Here is a 25,439-nt window from a genome sequence, read left to right on the forward strand (position 1 = left end):
GTAAACAATACAGGCCTAGCGGATCGCGATCCAAAAGGCCAACCGGTTCAAAGAGATGCGTCTCGGCGAGCCACCGCTTGAAAGAGCAAAAGCCGTAACAGGCAAAGGGAAGTCTCGGGACTAATGAATTCGTAGCCTCGGGACTTTTCCCATTTAAGGATGTTTTGGCGCAACGCCAGTGTTTACTTTATCTATGAGCACCAGCCGCCCAATCCGGGTCACCTTTCTCACCTTCTATTACGAAGCGTGGGACGCCCTAGCCGGAATCTATCAACTGATGCGGGCCGATTCCCGATTTGATGTGCGGGTGGTGGCAATCAGTCGAAAGCTGACCGGCCAGGCTGGCTTTGATGACGCGGCTGGGGTATCGGCCTTTTTTGATCGGCTGGGAATCCCCCACCAGGTCAATGCCGACCTCACCACGATTTTTGACGGCACCGCGCCCGACTACATTTTTGTGAACTACCCGTGGCAGCGCAATTACGAGAAGCGCTACCGCCCAGATGAGTTGGCCAAGATTGCCCGGATTGCCTACGTGCCGTACTTCAGTTTGCCGCTGGTGCAGGAGCCCGCTGACGGCGTAAACCCCGATAGTGGTTTTGAGCCGATAGCCGCACATCTTTATACGCAGCGAATGCATCAGTTGGCCTCGTTGGTTTTTACTCAAGATGACTTCACCCGCGATGCCTTTGCTTTGACCCAGCGCGGCAACACTCACGTGCACTTTGTTGGGTCAACGAAACTCGATGAGTTGCTGGCGGATTACAAGGTGGCAGTTGATGGAGTTGCCGGAGTTAGCAAGACTTTGCTTTGGGCTCCGCACCACAGTTACTCGCGGCACTGGTTGAACTTTGGAAACTTTCCTCAGGTCAAAGAAGAGATGTTGGAGTGGGCAGGTGCTCACCCTGATTGGAAAATAATTCTTCGGCCGCATCCATTTTTGTTTGGCACGCTGATTGATCGCAAGGTGATTGCAGCAACCGAGTTGGATAGTTGGCTGAACTGGTGGAACGCGCTACCAAATACCTCGATTGATGTTTCAAGTTCATCGGCGCAAGTTTTTGCGAAGGCCTCACATATCCTGACCGATGGCATTTCTTACTTGGCCGAGTGGCCATTGGCCACCGGCAAGCCCGCAATATTTTTGGAACACGACGGACACTGGGAGTTCTCACCGCTTGGTGAGGTTGCTGCCGCCACCGCTCACAAGATTTCGATGATTGGTGAACTAGATGGTGCCATCGCGATGATTGATCATGCACCTAATCGCGTAATTGAAATCGCCGAGCTGCACGCGGCCGCGGTGCCAAATCCGGGACGCACCGCACACCGAATTGTTGAGGTTGTGGCGGCGGATTTTGAAGCCGGAAGTGCCTTAGTTGACGTTGCGGCAATTACTGAAATCGCCTGGGAGCTGCAAAGCAACCGCGAACCAATGGACTAAAAAATTCCCGCTAGCTTCAGCGTGAGGATCATCACGACTATTCCACCGATGCGGTAAATCCACTTATTGCGCTTGCCAGGGCGCTCTTCCTCGTTGCCGTCGGCATCAATTTCACCGTGGCGACCAAACCAACCCAGTGCAGTAATCACCAGCATTGGAAGCGGCAGGATTAGGAATGTCCACTGGCCTAGGGCCGGGTCATTGCCAAGCACCGCTCCAACCACAGCGCTGGTGGCCGAGGCAACCATCAGTGTGAAGGCAAGCCCTGGAACACCGGTTGGCAAGATGCGCCAGATGCGTGGGATGTTTGGGAACCTTTCGCTGAACCAGCCGATCACGGTTGGGAACACGAACAGGGCCGAGCCAACAAATACCTGCCAGCTGTTTCCAATTAGTGCGCCACCAATGAAAACCCAGATCGCATACTTGATCACCAAAACAATTGACTTTTGAATTAGCGATGGGTCGGGGATTTCATCGGGGTTGATCTTGTTTAGACGTGCAGGGAACGCGCGAGCGGCGAACTCTTCAAGCGCAACTCGAATGAATACTGCAAGAGCAATAAAGATTGCAAAGTCGTTGACGTGGTTTGCGGCATCAAGAGTTAGACCGGCAAGTGCAGGCAGACCGGCAACCATGGCGCTGGCAGACCAACCGGCCATGAACGGAGCAATGATGAAGTCGGCGATGCGCTCCCACCACTGGTTCAAATTGAATGCCGCGTGACGACGGATGGAACGGAACGCGGTGGTGAGCATTGCCGGACCAACAGAGATCAACATGATGCCAAACATGGTGCGAATCTCACCGCTGTCTGGAACGTGACCGACTGTAATCAGGCTGCCGATGATGAAGGTCATGGCACCAACGAAACCGGCGGCGGCATCGAATGCACCAAGGGCAGCAATGGCAAGTAGGAACATCCAACCAGGTGTGATGATCTTGCTGTAATCACCGGCGGCAATTTCGGCTGCGTTTTCGGCAACCGCGGCGAGCGCAATAATCATGGCGGCGATTGGACCGGTGAAGCTGATGGTTCCGAGCATCGCACGAAGGTAGGCGCCGTCGTTAATTACCTTGGCAAAGAACGGACTGATGTTTCCGATGCGTTCAGCGGCGTTGTGGCTGCGGCGGTCGAAGAATGTGATGAACGGAATCGCAAACATGGCCAGGCGGTCACCCCAGTTTTCGCGCTCGATGGTGATGTTGTCGTTGGCAACATCAAGCTCGCCAGGTTCTTCTTCGCCCTCTCCCTCGGCGCCTTCCTCTGGCTTGCGACCAGCCTCGCCACCTCCGGCAGCTGCGCTTGAACCACCGGCAGGTGAACCACCAATTCCTCCGGCGGCAGCCGAAGCAGCACCGGCTGCGGCTGCGGCCCCGGCTGCGGCAGCCGCGGCGGCCGCTGCTGCAGCAACTGCAGCTGCCAAAGTAACCGCAGTGGTTGCGGTGTCGATGGCTGCGGCAATCGCCTCAGGGCTGCCGGTTGGGTCAAATGGTGCTGGTGGTGCGTCGTCGTCTCCGGTGGCACCAATAGCTGGGTTTGGCACCGGTGCCCCAGGTTCAACTGGCGCGGTTGGGTCTACCGGGGCCGGTGCAGCGGTTGGTTCGCTGGTAGGTGCAGCCGTTGGCTCAGTGGTTGGCTCAGTGGTTGGTTCAGCAGTAGGCGCAGTACTTGGAGCCTGAGTCGGAGCAGGCGGCGTGGTTGGGCGCACGGTTTGGGTTGGTCTTGGTGTTGGGCGCACGGTTTGGGTCGGCGAAGGAGTAGGCAAAATCGTTGGCGTTGGTGCGGTGCCGCCACCAGACGAAACTGGCAGCGCAGGCATAGCGTGAACCGCTGTAATCGCCGAGCTGGCACCTACTGAGTTCTTGGCTACAACTGAGACTTGATAGTTGCGACCATCGGTTGCGTTAGTAAGTTCGCAGGTCAACGAACTTGTTGCTGCACAAACTGTGACACCGTCAACAATCACGTCGTAGCCAGAGATACCTAGACCACCATCGGAAATCGGTGTTGACCAAGAAATAAACACCGACTTAGAAACTGATCCGGCTACTAGTGCAGTTGTAATTGCACGCGGTGCACTTGGAACTGTTGTACCAATATGCAAACCACGGGTGATGTAATCGTTGGGATCAAGAGCTTCGGCCGATTGAGTAATTGTTACAACCTTCACCTGGTAACCGCTTGACGAAGTTGAACTTGATGCACCTGGCGACGAGGTGGGCACAGATGCAATTCGAATTGATGCCGCACGCATTGAAGCTGTTCGTACAGTAGAGCTATTTGTCGACGAGCTGCTTACAGAAGCCGATGAAATTGAGCTGACTGGAATTGTCGCAGACAGATTCTGGGTCGTGATTGGCGTGCTGCCGAAGGTTCCTCCGACAGGAGCAACGTAAATCTGATATCCCGTTACCACTGAGTCGGTCACAAGTGGGGCATCGTATGAAACAACTAGTGATGAACCAGATGAAACAGCAGCCAAGTTAGTTACACCCTGAGTCTGACGCGCAGGGGTCAGCGGACCTGCTGAGTCTGACATCAAGCCAACACCAGCCTCAGTGATGGCCGCAACGCGAGCTGTGTAGGCCACATTGTTCGGAATTCCCACGATGGTACAGGTGATTTCACCATTCACGGCAGCAGTGCCACAGGCAGCGTTTTCGTAAACATCACCGTTGGTGTTGGTAACTTCAAGAATGTAGTCGCTCACGGTTGAGCCGCCAAGATAGCTTGGCTGAGTAAAGGTGGCGGTAAACCACTGGTTTCCTGCAGACACCGATACCACTCGTGGCTTGCCGGCAAAGTCGGCCGCCACTTGGAACATCCGGGTAACCGGCGGTGCAGCAAGGTAGATGTTATTTCCGGCTTGTTCGGCGACAATCTCACAGAAGCCAGCGCTGGTAAGGGTTACTAGGCCTGCTGTGCTTACCGTACAAGCCTGCGAGCTCACGTTGGTACCTAGGCGGTACGTGACGGTTAGGCCCGAGTTAGAAGTTGCCGCAAGTCGGAAGTTGGGGTGGCCGAAGGTTTTATCGGTGATTGATGAGAACGTGATTGTCTGGTTCAACGAACCAACGGTGATTCGCTGAGTAGCAGTTGCTGAATTGTACAAAGCATTACCAGCTTGAGTTGCCGTTAGATCACAGACACCGGTGCTCAAGAAATTGATCTTTGTGGTGACGGTTGCATCCCAAGCACAAACAGTTCCACTACCAGCGGTGATTGCAATTGTTGTAGCTAGGCCACTACTTGCAGATGCAGTTGGGGTGTACGAAGTCAAAGGCACAGGTGCCATCGGAATTGTTGATGTGAATGCAACAGTCTGGTCTTGCTTACTGAAGGTGAAAGTCTTGGTTGGACTTAGTGCAACCAAGAAGTTTGTTGACGCAGCCTTAGTTGCTGCAACACGACAGCTGCCGTTGGCGGTGGCGTGCAGAACGTTTGCGCCACCAGAACCAGACTCAATTGTGCAGCCTGCGGTGTTGTTAGAACTTGAAACAGAGTAAGTAACAGCACCATCACCAGAACCGCCAGTGGTGAACAAGTCAATGTCGCCAACATTTACAAGGTTTGAGTTTCCAATTGCTAGTGGCTGCTGTCCAATCTTGTTGATGGTGATGCGCATGTCTGTAACCGGGCTAGTTAGGTAATTTGCATTTCCACGCTTGAAGACAAAAAGGTCACAGATGTTTCCCGCGTTTCCTGGCCAAACCTTGCCACCAACAAGTTGACAGTCACCATCAACACTCCAGACGAATCCAGATGTTGCGGCAGCTCCGCCCGTAGCAGCAGGAGTTAGGTACTGCCAGAAGTCCACGTTGTCATCACTTGTGATTACCGGGGCTGTTTGCGCGGCCTTTGAGATTGTGAATGTGTCGGTCGCGGTGTTGGCTCGGTAGTCGGCCGTTGCCGCAATAGAAGCTGTGACCACACAGTTTCCGACACCAGCAATCGTGATTGCACCAGTCGAAGAATTAACGGTACAGATTGTGCTAGCCGAGGTTGTTGAGTAAGTAATAGTGCCCGGAGAATCGGTGGTTCTGCTTACGCTAACTACGTTGCCTGACTGTCCGGAAGGTACATAAGCCTGATCCACGTAGCTAATCGTTAGGTCAGCGACCTTGTCCATAGTGAAGGCATTAGCCGATACGTCGTTGACGCTGAAGGTCCGTGAGTCGTTGGTAACTGCGCTAAAGCCCAGTGTGTAGGCGGTTCCTGGGGTACCAGCGATCTGTAGGCCACTGAACTGGACCTCACCGTTTACAGCCGTTGCTGAGGTGCGGCCAGTAACTGTGCCACTCACACCGCTAGCGATAAACGCAGTTACGACTGTGCTGTTATCGGTGGTGGCCTTGTTTCCATAAGAATCCAGAACGAAAAGCTTTGGTTGTTCCGCAGGGGCGGTGCCAGAGATAAAGTGCGATGAAATTACCGGAAGTTGAATGCTCAGCTGAGCAGGTCGAGCGTGAGTGACTCGCACGTACTGAGAAACAGATGACTGAATCGTTGGACCAGAAACCGTTGAAACGCGCAAGGTGTAATCCACACCCGGGGTTCCCACTAGCTTCAGTCCAGCAAAAGTCACAACACCATTTACTGCTGTGGCTGTTGTTGATCCGGTTACAGATCCGCCAGAACCAGATACTGTCACCCGGACAACTGTTGCCGAATCGGATGTCGTAATGTTGTTTTCGAAGTCCTGCAGCTCAAGCACCGGCTGCGTTGCCAAGTTTTCACCGGTCTGCGCACCAACTGGCTGGGTTCGCCAAACAAGCTTGTTCAAACCGGCGTGCGTCACGGTGAAGTTGGCACTGGTGACTCCAGTTAGTGCACCTGAACTGAAGTTCAAACTGTAATTTACCTGCGGTGTTCCGTTGAAGGTCAGGTCGTCGAATGTCACGATACCGTTTGATGCGGTTCGGTTCACTCCTGAAGAAACAGTTGCGCGGACAACTCCACTGGAAGTGCTTGCGGTAACCACGGTTGAATTATCGGTGGTTGCGGTGTTGCCGTATGCGTCAGCAACACGAAGCACTGGCTGCACCGAAAGCTCACTACCGGTGGCAGAACCCTGCGGTTGGCTAACCATGATCAACTGCGTAGGTGCTGCGTGCGTCACCTGAACGTTGCCACTTGCGATTCCAGTCAGACCGGCTGAGGCGAAGTTCAACTGGTAATTCGCTAGTGGTGTGGCAGTCAAAACCAGGTTGGCAAAAGTTGCGTATCCGTTGACAGCGTTTACAGTAAACGCGGTGCCCGAAGAATCCACGGCGTTGGTCAGTGTGCCGCCAGTTCCGGTCAGCGAAACAGTTACGGCACCTGTTGAGTTAGCAACGAGGTTGCCGAAGCGGTCCTGAACAGCTACCACGGGTTGAGTCACCAAGGTACTGCCAGTTGGTCCGTTGGCACAAATGCCCCCAGAAACCGCGCCAGAACAAGGCTGTTGGGTGATCGCCAATTTCGATGCTGCCGCATAGGTCACTGTAAAGGCTTCGGACTCGGCTGAGGTGAAGGTGACGCCGGTGAAGGTCAGCTTCTGGGCGACACCCGGCGGCGCAACAATCTTTAGGTTATTGAATTGTGCAACACCATTAATAATTTGTGCGGTGTTGTTGTTTCTGACCACACCATCGGTAGTGTCAGCTGATCCGCCGCCGGTAGTTACCGCAGCCGTAATGTACTGGCCACTGGTCATTGATGTCACTACGTTCTCGTAACTATCGCGCACCTCAATTTTTGGCTGAGTTGAAAGCACATCACCGGTGCGAACGCCTGATGTTGCCGCAGGTTGAGTCACGATAGTTAGATGGTGCGCTTCTGCGTGCGTTACAGAAAGCGATGCGCTAGATGTGCGGTTTGTGGTTGGCACACCGTTCCAGTAGAAGGTAATCTCACGTGCTACTCCTGGGGCTGATACCAAGCCCAGTGAAGTGTAGGTAACGACGCCGTTAACTGCCGACTTAATTGGATTAATCAAGTAGTTCTTTGTTAGGTCAGGGCTGCCTTGAATGACTGCATTTACCTGATAGCTAACTGGCACAACGTTGTCGTAGTTGTCTTGGAATTCTAGAATCGGTTGAACCTTAAGAGTCTCACCGGTTTTGTTCTGCACGCTATTGGCTACTGTTGCAGGTTGGCGCGTGATCACAAGTTTGGCAACGTCTCCAGCAGTTACCTGAACTCCAGTTTGAGTAGCGCTTGCAACGCTTGAATCGTTGATGAACGAGTAGGTCAAGCTATAGGTGTTATTGATTGAACCACCAACACCGATATTGAATGTTGCAACACCGCCATTTGCCGAAATCGTAGTTGAACCCACAAGAGAGGCAGAACCAGAACCACTCGCAATTGCGGCATCTACGTGAATCAACTCGGTTGCTTGCGTTCCGGTATTGACTAGGTTTTCGTATCGGTCGCGAATTTCAACCTGAGGCCTGTCTGCTCCGCCAAGAGGCACACCCGCCTGTCCCACACCCGGAGCACGAGTTGCGGTTAGGTGATGTGCGACGTTGTGAGTAACGCTGAGAGCGTTTGACTCACTTGAACTAACGGCACCATAACTGAATCGCAGTTTGTAATTCTCGGCCTGAGCTCCACCGGTTCCAGCTGGACGACCAATCAGCTTGACGCCAGCGAAGGTTGCCACACCGCCGCTGATTGTTGCGCTGGTGCTGCCGTTCAAAGTACCGCCGGACCCAGAAGAAATCGCAACGGTCACAGTGCCTGAATTTAGGTTGCTGACCAGGTAGCCGCCATTGTCGTAAAGCGAGATAACCGGCTGGTTCTTTAGCAATTCACCGGCCATGGTGCGCTCGCTTTGGGCGTTTAGGGTCGACGGCTGGTCGGTAATTCGGGCCTCTGCCACAGCGCCTGGCAGCAGATTAAAGCTGCCGGAATCCGCTGTATAAGAGGTACCAACAATCTTGAATCTCAGCTTCAGACCATCGGTCGGAGCCAAGGTCAGGTTTACACCGCTGAAGCTGACTTCACCGTTCACCGCAGTTCGCGCAACCGAATCACTCACTAACGCGGTACCGCCGGAGTTCAAAACTTGGTAACTCACTTGGGTCAACGAGTCATCAAGCACGTCGTTGCCGTTGGCATCGACGAGCTGCACCTTCACCGCAGGACTCATGTTTGCATTACGGGCAACGTTTGAAACGTTCTGCGTGACCCTCATGTCGACGGCTGCGCCTGCGGTTAGCTCAAAATCAAAGTTGACGCCGATGGTTGATGCAAACACCGATGGTGTTGGCACGCTAAACGCAAAGTTGTAGGTACCAACTGCTTCGTTTAGTGCAAGGTCATTGAATGTTGCACGCCCAGCTACCGCATTAACTGTTGATGTTCCCAAAAGACTGCGCGCTACCGTTTCGGTTGCCTTTACTGCAACCACAGAAATTGGTGCGGTCGCGCCAGCACCGGTAATGACCGGGTTGCCATCTTGGTCACGCAGCTCAATAACGCTGTCAGCAATCGTCTGCCCCGATCTTGCAGTAGTTGGCTTGCTAATGATGGCAAGCTGGGTTGGCGTTCCGTTGACTAGCGAGAATGTCTGCGATGTTCCGGTCAACAGGTTAGAGGCAAAAGAAAGTGTCTTAGTGCCTGAAACTGTTCCGTACTTACTCAAGTTTGCGAAAGTTGCAACACCATTGACCGCATTTACAGAGACGGTTCCGCCAAGAGCAATCGTGCCGCCACTGATTGATGCTGTTACCGATGCACTAGATGAATCAACGACGTTTCCTGAAATGTCTTGGATTTCAATCTCTGGTTGGGTTGTGAATGTCGCACGGTTCACAAAGCCACTTGCCGCGGTCTTTATAGCAAGTTGGGTTGCCACACCGGGAGTGATGGTCACCGAGTTTGAAATAACAATCGTGGTTGGCGCGCTAATCGTTGCCACGATGTGACGTGACCCAACTAGGGCGGTAAGTTTCACACCCTTGCCACTGAAGTTTGCAACACCGGCTACAGCATTCATTGAATAGGTGCCACCAACGGTGGCATCCGAAGATGATAAGGTCACCAACTGAGTGGAACTAGTTCCTGTGGTTACGGTGTTGTTGTCTTGGTCGCGAATTGTGACCACCGGCTGGCTGTCGAAGACGGTGGCATTAGCAACGCTGGCCTGCGTCGACATGGCCAAGTTGGTTGCCGCACCATGGGTCAGCGTGATTGACTGGCTGGCCCCAGTGAGTGAACCAGAGCTAAATGTCAGTGTTTTACTGCCAACCAGGCCGTATGCGCCGAGACCGCTGAAGGTAGCCACACCATTGACTGCGTTGATGGTCTTGCTTACGGTTGCGGAGCCCGAATCGGTTAATGTGGCGTCAGAAATCGTCACGGTGATGGAATCGGTAGCGGTGGTAACCACGTTTCCGTAGTCGTCTTGCACCTCAATGACCGGTTGGGTGCTGAAGTTTGCACGGTTTACGGCACCGGTGGCATAGGTTGAAATGATCAACTTACTCGGAGTGCCAAGAATAAGCTGAAGACTCTGAGAAGTTTGAGTCAATCCGGTTGAGGTAAATGTAAGAGTTTTTGTTCCGGCAGTGCCAGTGAGCTTAAGTCCGGCAAACCTAACCACACCATTGCTTGCTGAAACAGAAGATGTTCCAACCAAAGTTGCGCCTGTCGCTGCCACTGACACAGAAGCGCTAGATGTTGTAACCAAGTTTCCACCTGAGTCACGGACTTCAAGCACTGGCTGGGTTGCAAAATTCGCACCGATAATTGCCCCGTCAGCAGCAGTGGTAATCGCAAGTTGTGTAGCCGCACCAACACCTAACGTGACCGACTGTGTGGCGGTTCCATATGTTGGGTGTGTGTAGGTAATTGTGTAGGTGTCTGCTCCACCAGTAAGGGTAATTCCTGAGAAAGTTGCCTGGCCACTAGTTGCAGAAGCGGTGGTAGTTGCGCCGAGGCTTGCAGTCTTGCTTGTGATTCCCATGCCGATAGAGGCAGTAATTGTTCCTGATGCGCTGGTCACCTTGTTGTTGTCGGCATCGGCAATATTCACAACCGGTTGGGTCGTAAACGCCACACCATTTACAGCACCGGAGCCTTGAGTCTGAACGAGCAACTTAGTTGCGGTGCCTGCAGAAAGGGTAAGGCCTGTTTGACTTACGGAGAGTGAAGGTGACGCAATCGCAAATTGAACGGAGAATGTTCCGGCAGTTCCGCTCAAAGCAAAGCCGCTGAAGGTAGCCACGCCTCCGACCGCATCTGAGGTTGATCCGGAAGAAACACTTCCGGTTCCAGATGTAACGGTTGCGGTTACGGTTGCGGTACTCGTGGTTGCGTTACCTGCGGCATCGGCAATCTTTACAACCGGTTGAGTGGTACATGCAATTCGTGCCGAGCAGTTTGCCGCACTCGTGGTGACAATCAACTGGGTAGGTGTTCCGGCTGTCAAAGCCACTACTTTGGTACCGCTTGCCGAATTAGGCGATGTGATGCTTGCGGTCAATGTGATGTTTCCGGCGGTGGTGTTCAACTGAACACCGGTAAACCGTGCCACACCAGCCGAGGCGGAGGCGGTCTTTGTGGTCATACCGGTTGCACTTAGGCTAACGGTGGTTGTGGCCCCAACCCCTGTAGTTACAAGGTTTCCGCTGGCATCGAAGATGCTCACCTCAGGCTGCTGGGCTAGGTCAACACCAACGCTTGCGCTGCTTGAAGAGGTTACCGTTAGGTAGCTTGGAGCACCGTGTGAAAGCGTGATCGATTGCGATGCATTCGAAACCGATGTTCCCGAGAAACTCAACGTGTAAGTGCCGATAGCACCGGTTAGTTTCAACCCGGCAAACGTGGCAACACCGCTGGATGCATCGGCATACAAGTTACCACTGGATGCCAAGGTCCCCGTGTTCACCGATGCGGTTACGCGCAATGTGCTGTTGGCAACCTTATTGCCAGAGACGTCTCTAACTTCAACAATTGGTTGCGTAGTGAAAGTTACCCCGCTGGCCGAGTTTGACGCATTAGTTGTGATTGCAAGCTGACTTGCAGATCCATAAGTAACGGTCAAACTTTCCGAAGTTGAGATCGTGCTTGGCGAGGCAATTGTGTAGGTGATTGTCTTCGAGCCAATCACACCGGTGTACTTGAGGTCTGTAAATGTTGCAACACCATTTACCGCAGCGATTGATGTAGTTCCGCTAAGACCATCAGGCATCGATGCAACGACATTCTGAGTTGATTGAGAACCAGTGCTTACGGTGTTGCCATCCTGGTCCTTAATTGTGACCTGAGGTTGGGTGCTAAAAGTCTGGTCATTTTGAATCTGACCCTGAATCGACAAAGAACTCATCTGGTAGAAAACGCGCTCGTAAGCAGTGCTGCTGTTAAGACCCGTAGCGGTTCCGATTCGGTATCCACCAACACCCTGTAGATGAATACAAAGTCTCTTATTATTCGAACCCGATGAGTTAGTGTCACAGTTGCTCAAGGTCACCGCATCGCCAGCATTTACAAATCCCATGGCCGAACCAGTGACGTAATACCAACTCGAACCATTCGCAGTCCGCAAACCCTGGCCTACTGTTCCGTAGAGAACATCTGATCGTGGTGCAGCTGCCGCTAGCGTCAAAGTCGACGAACCAGTAGTGCGACCCGCGACCATTAGGTAGGTTCCGGTACATGCTGCCTTCATTGCTGGCTCTAGTGTTGTACCTAATGTTGCCATGGTGTCGCGGTAACACTCTGTCCAGCCTCCATTAGTGACTGTAGAAACAGCCACGTTGACTTGAGGTCCAGATGGATAGTAAGCATCGGAAGTGCCCTGAGCGCTGCGAGTTACTGAAACCTGAGTCGCCACGCCATGAGTCAAGGTAAAAGTTTGGGATGCACTAGTTAGAACTCCAGAAGTAAACGAGAGAACTTTATCGGTGGCTATGGTTCCGTATTTGCCTAGGCCGCTGAATGTGGCAACACCATTCACCGCGGTCGCGGTAGTAGTACCTGACAGGGAAATAGTGCCACCAGATATCGACGCGGTAATCGTGACATTAGAGCTGGTTACTACGTTGTTGTCGGCATCTTGAACTTCAATCTGCGGCTGAGTGGTGAAATCGGCTCGGTTCACAAAGCCACTGGCGGCCACCTTCAGCACTAGCTTCGTGGCGGTTCCCGCGCCCAAAGTCACACTCTGAGTGGTACTGAAAGTTGAAGGCGAAGATATTGAGTAGGCCAGAGTGTTTGAGCCCGCGGTACCAGTGAGGTTAAGTCCTTTACCGCTAAAGTTTGCGACTCCCGATACGGCGGCCATGCTGGTGGTTCCGCCAAGTGTTGCTGATCCACTAGAAGAAACAGTGACGGTGGCATTAGAGCTGGTGACTGTGTTGCCGTCCTGGTCTTGAATCGTAATCACCGGCTGAGTTGCAAACGCAGCGCGGTTTACAAAACCAGAGGCTGGAGTTGTCAGAGAAATTCGTGAAGCCACACCGTGGGTTAGCGTGAAAGCAGTTTGCTGAACCTGAGTAAGACCAGTTGCGGTGAATGTAAGGACTTTATCTGTGCTTACTGATCCGTATTTACCAAGGCCACTGAATGTAGCAATACCGTTCACCGCGGTCACAGTAGTGGTGCCAGTTAGCGAGCCATTGCTCATCGCAACAGTTACTTCATCAGTTGCTGTTGTGACTCGGTTTCCTGACACATCTTGGACATGAATCACCGGCTGAGTGGTGAAGTCCTCGCGGTTGACAAAACCACTTGCCGCAGTTGCTATAGCCAACTTAGTAGCGGCACCAGCACTCAAGACGATGGTCTGATTAACTCCAGATAACCCTGGCGAAGAATAAGCCAACGTATATGTCTGGGCGGTGCCAAGCAATTTCATATTTGGGAACGAGACCGTTCCGTTGCCGCTGTTCAAAGTCCTTGCATTTGTGTTGAACATGGTTGCCCCCGGTGGGCTACCTGCAATGCTTATCGTTGCGGTGCTGTCTAGCACTGGGTTTCCCTGTGCATCAGCAACGGTCACCACCGTGGTGGTCGGGAAGTTCACGTTGTTGACAGCGTTCATTGAAGTGACGTTGAGCATCAACTTTGTTGCGGTACCTGCTGCAAGTGGCAAATTCTGTGCGGCTGAAGTTACGCCGGTTGCGTAGTAGGTAAGGGTGTAGCCGCTGATGCTGGCGGTGCCAGTCATCTTGATGTCGGTAAATGTAGCGCGACCAGTTGAAGAATCTGCGGTCCTACTGGTTCCAGAAATTCCGGTACCGGTTATACCAACCAACAAGCCGCTGTTTGGTACCGGGTTGTTGCTGATGTCTTGAACCTCAACTACCGGCTGGGTGTCAAAGACTTGTCCGCTTCTAGCTCCGGCCGCACTTGTGATCAGGGCAAGGTGATCAGCTGCACCGGCGACCAAGGTGATGCTTTGAGTATCGCTGGCTAGTCCGTTAGACGCATAAGTAAGTGTGTAGGAACCGGTGGCACCAGTTAACTTGATTCCCTTGCCAACAAAATCAGCCACACCCGCAACAGCGTCCATTGAAGTTGATGATGTTCCACTCAAAGTGCCGCCTGATGAGGTGATGGTCACAGTAGCGGTTGAATTTGAAACGGTGTTTCCATCGGTGTCTTGAACAGTAATTATTGGCTGGGTGGTGAAGGCAGCATTATTGGCAAAACCGGCGGCCGGGGTGGTCTTGGCTACCTTGGTGGCAGCGCCGTGAGTCAAGGTGAAAGTCTGCGTTGCAGTCGTCAAGACTCCAGAGCTAAAGGTCAAAGTCTTAGCGGTCGCGACGGTTCCGTATTTGCCAAGCCCGCTGAATGTGGCAATACCATTCACCGCGGTCGCGGTAGTGGTCCCTGACAGGGCGATTGTTCCGCCAGAAATTGCCACACTCACGGTTGCGGTTGAGTTGGTGACTAGGTTTCCGTCGGCATCTTGAACTTCGATTTGCGGCTGAGTGGTGAAGTCAGCTCTGTTTACGAATCCAGTTGCAGCTTCCTTGATTGCCAATCGACTTGCGGCACCCGGAGTGACTGTTATGTCTTGGCCAACGCTTGCGTATGGAGATAACGAGTAGGTCAATGTGTAGGTGTCGGCGCCACCGGTGAGGGTTAGTCCGCTAAACGTTGAAGTTCCCGAGCTTGCCGCAACTGGGCTGGTTCCACTCAGTGTCGCTGACTTTCCTAGTGCTCCGCCTGAGACCGAAACCGCAATTGAGCCGGTCGCGCTGGAAACCTTGTTGCCGTCTGCGTCAGCAATAAACACCGATGGCTGCGTGGTGAAAGCAACTCGGTTTACCGCACCCGCTGCTGCAGTTTGAATCAAAAGCTTGGTGGCTGCACCAGCGGTCAACGTTAGGCCGGTCTGGCTAACCGATAGTGTCGGCGAAGAAATCGCAAACTGAATTGTGAAGGTGCCGGCGGTTCCGCTGAGTGCAAAACCACTAAATGTCGCCACACCGTTCACTGCAGCTTTTGTGGCGCCAGCAAAAACTGTTCCGCTACCCGAAGTGATTGTTGCAGTGACGGTATCGGTGTTGGTGGTGGCATTGCCAGATTCGTCAGCAATTTTGATAACAGGCTGAGTTGTACAAGCGATACGTGCAGAACAGCCCGCGGCGCTGGTTGTGATAATCAACTGAGTAGGAGTGCCAGCAACTAAGGTGATTGCTTGTGTCTGGGTGATGGTGCTAGGTGAAGAAATTGTGTAGGTGAAAGTTGCCGAGCCAGCTGTACCGTTCAAACGCAAACCACTGTATGTAGCAACTCCGTTGATAGCCGCAACTGTCGTGGTTCCGGTCAGAGTTGTACCTGCCGATGTCGACAAAACAACGTTCTGGGTTGACTGAGTTCCGGTGTTAACAGTGTTGCCATCGGCGTCCTGAATCGTGACAACCGGTTGGGTGGTTAGGTTGACTCCAACGGTAGCTCCAGCCGCAGATGTTGTGACACCAATACCCGCTGCAGCACCGTGAGTCAGTGTGAACTGCTGTGAGGTTTGGGCAAGTGCACCAGACGAGAACGCAAGGGTCTTGAGCTCTGCCTTACCTGTCTTGCCCAGGTTGGTAAATGTGGCAACACCATTTGAAACGGCCACGCTGGTGGTTCCGGTAAGTCCGCTTGCCTGAACACCAGAGATGCTGGCCACAACATTGGTTGCCCAGTCGGTCACGGTGTTGTTCCAAGCGTCTTGGACTGTGACCACTGGCTGAGTTGTGAAGTTGGCACGGTTTACGAAACCGCTGGCAGCGGTGGTCAGTGCCAACTTAGTTGCGGTACCAAATGTGATCGAAATCGAGTTTTGCGAGACAGTCATCGCCGGGTTTGTGCTGTAGGTGGCGGTGAAGGTAATTCCGTAAGTATTTTGAGTTGAACCCTCGATAGCAAGATCAGTGAAGGTAGCAACGCCGTTGACCGCCGCGACGGTCTTGGTACCAACCAGAGTTCCAGTGCCGCTGCTCAAGCTGGCCGTCACATTTAGTGTGGTGCCGTTGTTGGTGACTACTGTGTTCGATGCAGTCTGAATTTCAATCTGCGGTTGAGTCGTAAAGGCAATTCCTGCCCTAAAACCTGCTGCAGATCGCTTTACGATTAGGTGATCTGGGTCGCCGGCTTGAATGTTGTAGGTACCAGTTGAAGCCGCGGTAAATAGTGAGGTGTTTCCGGCATCTGTAGCTAGAACCGGGGTGAATGCCAGTGTCACGGTACCGGTACCGCCGCTTACCGTTAGGTCGCTAAAGGTTGCCACGCCTGAAGAGGCTGTGATCTTTGTTGTACCAGCAAGAGTCATGGTTCCGCTGGTGGTGGTTCTTGTTGCAATCGATGCAACCAGCGCATAGGCGCTTCGGTTGACGTTTGCTGTTGCTAGTGAGTTGCCGAACTTGTCTTTCACTGTTGCAACGGGTGGCGGGTTGAAAGCAACAGCCATGAATGCATCTTGAGGAGTTGAAGTTGGTACCTGGCTCATGGTGATTGCACTTGGCACACCAAAGTCGGCAGTAATTCCATCAACCGATGCCGGTGTGTAGGTGCCAGAATTCTGACCAAACGAAACTGTTGCGCCAGCTGCCGCGATCGCAAGATTGCCGGTGACTGAGTTGTTCCCTGGCAGGCTAACAGTGCCACCAACCGATATGCCGAGGTTCGCGGCGGAAATATTTGCCGAGTTTGTTGTTGTCACGTTTCCGGTTCCGCGAATTGCTAGGTTCGAAACTTTTGCTGAGGCGATGCTTACGCTGGCCGACACATTTATGTTTTGAGCATTTACTGCGTCACCGATTCGCAAGGTTCCAGCGGTCACATAATCCAACTCGGCATCGGTTAGTCCAAGCAAGGTCGATGAGTCAGCCGCACCAAGGTCGATGTTTTTTGAAGCGCTAGTTGGCGAAATTGAGACAATGTCACCAGCGGCAGTAATGGCGGCAGTGATTGCGACCTGATCAGCAACAATGTTTATGTTCGAACCCGAACCAGATGCAGTGATGGCAGAAGAGATAGTTGCAGTGGAGTTGGCTTTCACTAATATTTGTGCCGAATTACCGGTGTTACTTAGGTTTGCACCGGTCGTGATTGATCCGGCGTAGAGCCTAATTGGCCCAGAAATTGAAATGGCTGTTGCCGGGGTGGTCAGTGCAAACGTATCGGTGCTCTGGTCCTTACCAAAAGTTACTCCGGTGCAGTCTGACGAGAATGAGTAGCCAGCAGTGTTCAGGCCGCTCGAAAGGAATCCCGCACTTAAAGTTGGCTGGAAAGTGAAGGTGCCGGCTGTATTGAATGCCACCGTTGCTCCAGTTGAGTTATAAGAAGCAGAGCGGTTCGTGTTGATAACGATATTTGCACTCGAAGAGGTTACTTGGCTTAGTGGGCAGGTTGCAGTTGCGCAATACCCAACGACAACGGCACCAACGCTTCCACCGCTGTAAAGGCCACCGTGAAAGAAACCACCTCGGCTTAGGGTCGTGCTACTGGTGTTGATTGTGATTGGGCCAGCGGAAAGTAGGTTTGTGCCGTTCAGACCAACTTCTGGGCGGTTTTGCCCATCGGCGTCTCCGCTGAGGGTAATTCCTCCTGTGCCTGTTGCTTGGAGATAAATTTTGTTAGCGGCGGTTGAGTAATAGCCGGAGTCAAGGCCTACCGCACCACCAGTTGCCAGCGCAGTAATTTCAATTGCTGGCGAGGTGTTGCTGCTGGAGAAAAACTCAGAAGGATTTGTGGATTGCCCACCATCCTGCAGGACCACGGCGTAGCCGCTAGTTGCATTTGAATTCTCACCATTGATTTTGATTTGCCCGCCATTAGCCCAAACCCGATTTTGCCAATCGAAACCGACGCCATCCAAAGTCGATGTAGTTTTTCCACTAATCGATATCTTTCCGCCTCCGGAATAGATTGAGGTCAGTGTTGAAGACGAACCGCCACCACCTATTCCAACACCGTGGAAAGATGAGCTACCACTAAGGGCTGGGCCGGTGGGATTTCCGGCCAAGTCAACTGCAGAGCCACCACCGATGATTATGTCACCACCACCAGTCGAGGTACGAGTCGTCGCACCACCAACAGAATTGATCGTGCTGCCGGCCGCAATTCTCACGTATCCGGTACCTGTGTCATCTGAATTGGCCCAGAGTAAAATCTTGCCGCCAGCGGTTTGATAAGTTGTCGACGCCGCCGCGACTATGTTTCCTGAAGCCTTCACCAAAATGCTTGAATTTGCGCCGGTCGAAGTAAGTCCATTATTAAGTGTTACGTCTCCCGCATAAATGCGTATTGGACCTGCAATGTTTGGAGTCATGGAGAAAGTTATCGCTGATGTGTTGCTGGACTTGCCCCAGGTAAAACCAGTTACGCCGTTGAAGACAGTATTAGTGCCCACATCTGCGTAGCTAGTAGAAAATGAATCGCTGAAAGGCGCGATGGTGACTGTTCCGGTCGTGTTGAAGGTATTGCTGGAAACATCGTCATAGTAGACGTCACCAGTTATAAAGACATCAGCAGTTGAATCGCCGGAAGTCGCTCCGCCAGTAACTTGAGGGCCTTGGTGACCAAAAAGAATTCCGTCATTCCCAGCGTTGTAGTAAATGTCACCTGAAGTGGAAAACACATTGAATGAACTTAGAATCATGTCCCAGTGTGTGCTGCTACCGGTGAGTTGGATTTCGCCTCCACCGTCTGCTTTGATAGTCGACATTACGCCCGCACCGGCATTATCTCCACCAATACCCGGTGACCAGCCCGTACCCGGACCTCCGGTAGATGTGCCGTTGAACGAGATAGCTGTACCCGTTGTCTTCGACGATGTGAAATTGCAGGCACCTTGTGAGCGCACCCAACAAACATATATTCCAAATCCGGAGGTGGCGTTGGTCTGACCTGCGAGTTCAATTGCTCCAACCCCACTGTCTACATCCACACCCGCTGACATGAGGAGACCGTGGCCGCCGCCTGATGAAGTTCCCTTTATTGAGATGTTTCCACCGGCTGAGTATATTTTCTTGACCCCAAGCGATCCGGTACCAATCTGAACTGAGGTAGTTGAGCCACCAATTACAGATCCTGTTGGGTAATCAGTTCCAGCGGAACCACCACCGATGATGATATCGGCTCCACCAGTATTTGCGGCAGAGGAGCAGCTGCCCTGGGTATTGATGCACACTCGATTATTAATATCGACATACCCACCGGCAGTTCCTGTGCTACTGGTCCACAACACAATAGTTGCCGCAGCGCCACCAGCAGTTTGAATCGTTATGTTGTCAGCAAAAATTATTGAGCCCTTGGATTTCATCAAAATGTTCTGACCGGGCTGGGTAGCGATGACGTTTGCATTTGCAGTTACAGTGTTTCCTAATAGCGTTATGGGCCCGGGGGCAGAAAGAGCAGCTCCAATCACAACAGTGCCAGCAGTTGAATTCAGTTTCACGAGACCGGTATTCACGGTGATGGTTGATAGAGATCCGGTTGAGATATTTCCAGATGCTTGCACATCAAGTGCGGCATTCGCAGTCCAAGCTCCAGTAGCAGATAGTGTTGTAGCTCCGGTGATGTAGATACCACCACCCGCATTCAATGCTCCTGAATTCGCAAAAGCTCCGGCCCCGGTAAAAGTGATGTTACCTGAATTGGTTGTAGTTACTGCTGCCGTCTGAGTAATTGCAGTTGCATAGACGTCGTAGTTTCCGGCGATACTAGTTGAACCAGTTAGTGTAAGTGGCGCGTTGTTGGTGCTCTTGCCAATTCTCAAACTTGAGTTGCCAGTGAAGTTGTGCTGGGTAATGGCAGAACCACTTGAGAATGCAGTTCCAGTTGACTCAATTACCACGGCTCCAGAAGTTCTAACATTTACAGTCGTGCTGCCATCCCAGTAATAATTGCCAATCAATGTCACGGAACTAGAAGAAGTTGCTGGTGAAAGCGCTCCAAAATCTGTAATTGCGGTGTATCCGTTAACCAGGCCATAGCTAGATTTGGTATCAACTTTGATTGCGCCGGAATCCGAGAGAATATCAGCCGCAGCTAAGTAGCCTCCCCAAACATTTGACGGCGCGTTTCCATTTATTGTGATTGCACCGCTCGTGCTCTGAATTTTTGAATTGGAGCGAATGTAGAAGCCCCATGAGGAAACAGCATTTGCCGTGATGTTTATTGCGCCTGTTGTGGTGGTCAAATTTGAACCGATGATTTCCAGGCCACCATCTGTACTTGCCAAGGTTCCAGCATTCACCGTCAAACCGCCTGAACCACTCACCGCAGCTGTAATGCCATTGAATGTAACGCGCCCTGAGCCAGAAATGCTCATGTTCCCGACAGAACTCAAGTTTCCAGTGGGAGAAACAGTAGTTCCGCCAGAAATCGTTAAGGTGTTACCAGCGCTCAATGCCCCCGCACCTGAGTAGGTCGTTGCTTGGGAGATTGCCAGAGACGTCGACGAAGTCACGTTGGCGGCAACAGATACAGATCCGGTTGATGCGGTGATGCTGACCGATCCAGCAGATGAGCTTACTGGCTGCGAAATAGTTGCAGATGTTCCAGTCAAGGTCACGTTGCCGGGTGCGGTTAGGTCATCGCCGATTGTGATGGTCCCACCGGATGAAACCAATGACAAATAGCCGGTGTTTACAGTGATTGGCGCAACATTACTGGTTGAGATATTTCCCGACGCGGCCACGTCAAGTGCCGCATTTGTGATCCAGGCCGCGGTTGACGAAAGAGAAGTTGCACCAGTTATGTACAAACCACCACCCGCAGTCAAGGCACCGGTACTTGAAAATGCCCCACCTCCCGTAAAGGTGATGTTTCCAGAAGTAGTAGTCACCGGAGCATTCTGGGTAATCGCTGCGCCATTCACGGTGTAATTGCCCGTGACAGTTGCCGTGCCATTGACCGTCACGGCAGAATTGTTGCCGAGTTTTCCAATGCGCACATTGGCGTTCCCATCGAATGTATGCGCATTGATTGTGGGCGCAGCTAAAAAGTTTGGTCCGGTTGATTCAATCACAACGGCACCAGAGGTGCGATATTTGACAGCGCTGCTGTTGCTATCTGAGTAAACATTGGCTAAGACTTGAACGTTGCTCGTTGAAGTTGCTGGAGAAACGGATCCTATGTTGGTAGTTGCAAAATAACCTGCGTTAATTCCATAACTCGTTTTTCCATCAATAAGTATTGAGCCTGAGTCAGACAGGATGTTAACTGTGTGTAGATAACCTCCCCAAACTCCTGAGGGTGCGTTTCCATTGATGGTTATATCTCCCGAAGTGCTTTGAACTTTTGATGTGTCACCGAGATAGAAACCCCATGCAGCTGATGCGTTGCCCGTGATCAAAATTGCACCTGATGTGGTTATTGCGTTTGCAGCAGAAAATTGCAAGCCGCCGTTTGTGCTGGCAAGAGTTCCACCAGACAAAGTCATGCTTCCGGTGCCACTCACGGCAGCTGTAATTCCGTTAAAGGTCAGGCGCCCAGAACCACTCACAATCATGTTTCCAACCGAACTCAAGTTTCCGGTTGGATCAACAGTGGTTCCACCAGAAATGGTGAGTGTGGTTCCTGCATTCAGTGCACCCGCACCAGAGTAGGCACCGGTTTGAGATATTGTGATTGACGTTGCTGCAGTGACATTTTTGGAAAGCGACATCGTGCTGGCAGACGAGGTAAGTGACACGGACGACCCAGTCGATTGAATTGTGCCGTTTGTGCCGTTTGAAACTGCCCCGGATCCGCTGTAGCTGATTGCCCCAGCCGCTTGAGTTGCTCCGGTAACGCTTACAGTTGTTCCTCCAGTTTGCGTGATCGAACCAGCAGAGGTTAATGCACCCGCCTGCGAAAATGCCCCAGCACCGGAGTAGGTGACATTACCTCCAGAAGTGGTTACAACGGCACCGCTCTGAGTTATTCCAGCTCCATAAACAGTAATGTTTCCAGCGATAGAAGTATTGGCATTCCCTAAAGTCACATTTTGATTTGGGGTGACACCAGCACGACCAACGGTCAAGGTTGTGGACGTTGAAGCAAATGAGATACCAGTGATATCAACCGCAGCACCAAAGTTGGTAGCTGTTGTGGGGTGCTGAATAATCTTTGATCCAGCACCGTTCATGGTCATGCTGGTAAAGGTTGGTTTATTGACATTCAGCGTCAGAACGCCGCCAGCTGATATTGAACTTGTGTTGAACATCGACGCGGCGCCAGATGTGTCACCGGTTATCGTGACAGCCCCACCGGTGCTGATTGAGCTGCCATTTCTTGAATTACCAAAATTGATGTCCCAGGCGTCTGTGCGCGAAGTCCTTCCATCAATGGTGATGGATCCAGAAGTTGAACTAATTGAAGACTTGTTGAAGGTCACACCATCGCGATACTGAACATTAGCTCCATTTCCACTTATCGTGATGTTTCCGGAGCCGGTTGTAATTGCAGCATCGGCATAGGCGGTTTGCTGCACACCATTGAAATACTCCATGCCGATCATGACGCCGGCATGTCTATGCCCAACAGATGTGTTATCGGAATTGGTCAAGCCCGTGAGGCTAATAGCACCGCTGGTCGTAGTCATCGATGAGTCATCGGTAAACATCACTCCAGCACCCCAGGCCCAAGCCAGGTTGGAAGCTGCCTCAGTGGCTGCATCTTCACCGCGCATGGTCACATTTCCAGCACCGGTAGAAATTGACCCTTGGATGTTTATTCCTCTAAAGGCGGTGTTAGCCGTTCCCTTGGCATATCCGGTTGAAGTGTTCGTGCCCCCAGACATGGTGAGTGCGCCACCATTTGTGTTAATTGACGATCCTCGAGCAGTCTGAATTCCACCACCGCTCGTTGCATCGGAGTCAGACCAAATCATCAAGGTGCCACCTTGAGTAGAGATAGTTCCAGAAGTTTGAAGCACATCCGCAGTGGCTTTCAAAGTTATGGAAGTACCAGTTCCTGATGAGGCTAAATCTCCGCCGATAGTGACAGTACCCGATGTGGCAGTAAGTGACACATTACCCGCGGCTGAGATGGCATTGCTTGTAGAAACCGATGGCGCACTCATTGTCAAAGTGGAATTGAAAGTGCTACCTGTAGTGACAATTGGTGAGGTGGTGTCAGAAGTCAAAATCAACGGGGACCTGACGGTGTTTCCAGTGCCCGTGCCTACGGCACTGTTTGTACTTGAAAAAGTAATCGATGAACTACCAGCGTCAAGATCGGCATACATGGACCAAACTCCACGAGCCAGACTTGTTCCTGCAGTGCCAACGCTTCCTGATATTGAAACTGGTTGCGAGGTGACCAACTTGGGAACGTCATTCGATGTGCTTCGATTGACGCCAATTCCCACGCCAAAATTGTCATTTGTTGCGACCGACGGTGAACCAGAAGTTTGGCCATCCAAAGTTAGCGTTCCAGACCCTAAATCAATAATTCCGGATTCCCAGGCGATGCCGTAAAGCAGTGACACTCCTGAGGCTGCTGAAGAAATCGAGAGCGCCTTGAAACTTCCATTTGAGGTCTTTATCAATTTTTGAGCGGCAATGTCGGTGTTGACTCCCAGCTCTAAGCCCCACCAAGGAGGAGTGCCAGAATTACCCGCAATACCACTTGCGTAGCCTGAAGGAACTGTGAGGGAATTCCAGGTTGTGGTTCCTGAGCCACCACCGAAAAACACATGGCCACCGTTGGTTTCAATTGCGTAGGTGCTTGCGTTTCCGTCTATCTTGATTGCACCGCCGTTGGAGTTATCAAAGTTCGCAAACACAACAAAATTGAGTGCCCCTGCGGTAGAAACAATTCGGGCTCCGCTAATCAATTGGAAAGTGTTGTTGAGCTTGAGGGTAAGAGTCCTAGTTGAAGATGAATTCTCGCTGATTAGGGCTGATGAGTCCATCCGGATTCCGCCCACGGTATTGTCCGACACGCTAACTCCGGCAGCTTGAAGTGTAACGTTGCCAGCAGTCAATGCCGTGCTCAGATCTGTGGAATTGATGTTGCAGACACCGTTTATGTTGGCTAAGAACACTCCGGCTACGAAGCCACCGCAAGAGCTGGTTGTAGCTGAGTTACTTATGTAAATCGTGTCTGGGAATTTTTGCGCCGTAAACGTTTGCGTCACATTGAGATATTCAGGGCTCGAGAAAGTCAGCGTGTATGAAGTTCCCAGAGTTAGCCCGGTTAGCTTTAGGTTGGTAAAGGTGGCGATACCAGACGAATCGGTGTTCACGGTTGTGGTTCCCGAGAGTGTTCCACCGCTCGATGCAACAGTCACAGCGATTCCAGAACTTGAAACGTTTGTTCCAGCTGCATTTACTAAACGAACGGCTGGCTGAGTCAGGAAGTTTTCGTTGTTTACCACTCCTGCAACAGAGGTAACATTTGCAAGATACGAAGGCGTGTAGTTGACGTAAACAACACCGGCGGCACCAAAACCACCAGCGGTTCGTTGACCATAGCCATTGGAACCACCAGAGTCACAGGCAGAACCACCACCACCACCACCACCGGAATTGGGGAAACCATTCATTCCGTTTGAGTAGTAAGCTCCGCTAGTTCCAGTGCCGGCAATTGCAACGCTTGGTGAGTATGCTCCGTCGTTGGCGTTGATGTTGTATGACGCTCCTCGACCACCGCTTGCTCTACCCTGCGTTCCACCACCGGCGGCACCCCAGTTTTGCGTACTGCTTGCACCCGCGACTGCAGAACCACCACCACCACCACCACCAAGGTTGACGTTTGTCATTCCGGCAAAGGCCATCTCCATAGACGCGGCACCTACGCCACCGACGCGAACCGTTGCGTCACACGAACCTAATCCAGATCCTCCAGTGCCTCCGTTGAAACCAGTTCCACTAGGGCCTGATGTAGTTCCGCCCGCGCCTCCGGTTATTCCAGTCCAACCAACACCAGCACCACCGCCATTGCCAGTCCAAGTACTTGCGCCAATGGTGACAGCCGACTGTCCACCTGCACTTGCGGCACGTGGCGCGATGCCCTGAGCTCCCTGAGTGTGAATACCGCTGTTTCCACCAGCACCAACAGTGATTGTTGCGGATGAACCTGGAGTTAGCGTTGGATAAAACACTCTGGTTCCACCGCCGCCGCCACCGGAACCGCCATCGGCACCACCACCACCACCACCACCGGTGACAGAAATTTCTGCAGTTGTAACACCGGCAGGCACTGTCCAAGTTGTTGTGCCAACATTCTTGAAAGCAAGCAGACAGTTGCCATTTGACAACTTGGTGATAGTGACAGAAGTGTTGTTGCCAACGTTTGCGTAGCATCCTGTCGCAGCTTCCGAAATTACAGCAGCCCTACCGATACCTGAAAAGCCGATAGCGATCGCAGTTGCAAGAGCGATGATGGTGGCAAAGAATAACTTGCTCCTAGAACTGCGAGGTAGCCCAGCGAGAGCGAGCAGGCGGAGTTCGATACTCTGCAACATACGCACCTCGCGGAATCAAAACTTCTAGGAATACACCCATAAAGGTGTATCTATAGAGTAAAAAACCACTCGAATTACAAGCTTGTAATTATGGGGTATAACCGAAC

Annotated in this window: 2 protein-coding genes; one reads left to right on the top strand and one right to left on the bottom strand. The window is 52.2% G+C overall.

Features of this window, described 5'->3' with window-relative positions; all coding sequences use genetic code 11:
- The first annotated feature begins 193 nt into the window (after window positions 1-193).
- Entirely contained in the window at window positions 194-1,444 is a 1,251-nt protein-coding gene (locus RHOLA_RS06345) for a hypothetical protein (protein WP_038503237.1), read from the top strand.
- On the opposite strand, the gene RHOLA_RS06350 is transcribed toward RHOLA_RS06345, so the two are convergent.
- Window positions 1,441-25,332, bottom strand: a complete 23,892-nt coding sequence (locus RHOLA_RS06350; RefSeq protein ID WP_051636350.1) for a beta strand repeat-containing protein — start codon at window positions 25,330-25,332, stop codon at window positions 1,441-1,443. The genes RHOLA_RS06345 and RHOLA_RS06350 overlap by 4 nt on opposite strands.
- Window positions 25,333-25,439 lie beyond the last annotated feature (107 nt).

The organism is Rhodoluna lacicola, from assembly GCF_000699505.1.
Taxonomy (GTDB): domain Bacteria; phylum Actinomycetota; class Actinomycetes; order Actinomycetales; family Microbacteriaceae; genus Rhodoluna; species Rhodoluna lacicola.

Bases quoted from the DNA above. Each gene is read 5' to 3' on its own strand.
- RHOLA_RS06350 (WP_051636350.1), bottom strand. From the start codon at position 25,332: ATGTTGCAGAGTATCGAACTCCGCCTGCTCGCTCTCGCTGGGCTACCT.
- RHOLA_RS06345 (WP_038503237.1), top strand. From the start codon at position 194: ATGAGCACCAGCCGCCCAATCCGGGTCACCTTTCTCACCTTCTATTAC.